The sequence below is a fragment of the Kiloniella spongiae genome (assembly GCF_001026905.1).
Lineage (GTDB): Bacteria > Pseudomonadota > Alphaproteobacteria > Kiloniellales > Kiloniellaceae > Kiloniella > Kiloniella spongiae.
This window is the reverse complement of the sequence record NZ_LAQL01000039.1, coordinates 1-241: the sequence shown is the minus strand read 5'-3', so window position 1 is coordinate 241 and position 241 is coordinate 1. Positions and strand designations below refer to the sequence as shown.

The 241-nt window shown below is 42.7% G+C and carries 1 protein-coding gene; it reads right to left on the bottom strand.

The features are described from left to right. Positions 1-209: hypothetical protein (locus WH96_RS22385; RefSeq protein ID WP_204248273.1), on the bottom strand; the 209-nt coding region annotated here is incomplete at its 3' end. Positions 210-241 lie beyond the last annotated feature (32 nt).

Genomic DNA, 241 nt, shown 5'->3' with positions numbered 1-241 from the left:
CATTCGGCAATGGCTTGCCCCGGCAAGGAACTATTTTCCTTAAAATGCAGACATTTGCTTGTTGCCCGGTTGGCCATCTGCATCCAGTTCTCGCCATGCGCCAAAATTTTCCAATAATATTCTCGTTTATTGGCACAGGAGCTGACAGCTATTTTCCCATCACCTTTAAAGGTATCTACATTATAAAAAAATGTCTCTTCTTTAGGCAAACCAGGGCCAGTGAATTCTTTTTTGACCTCAC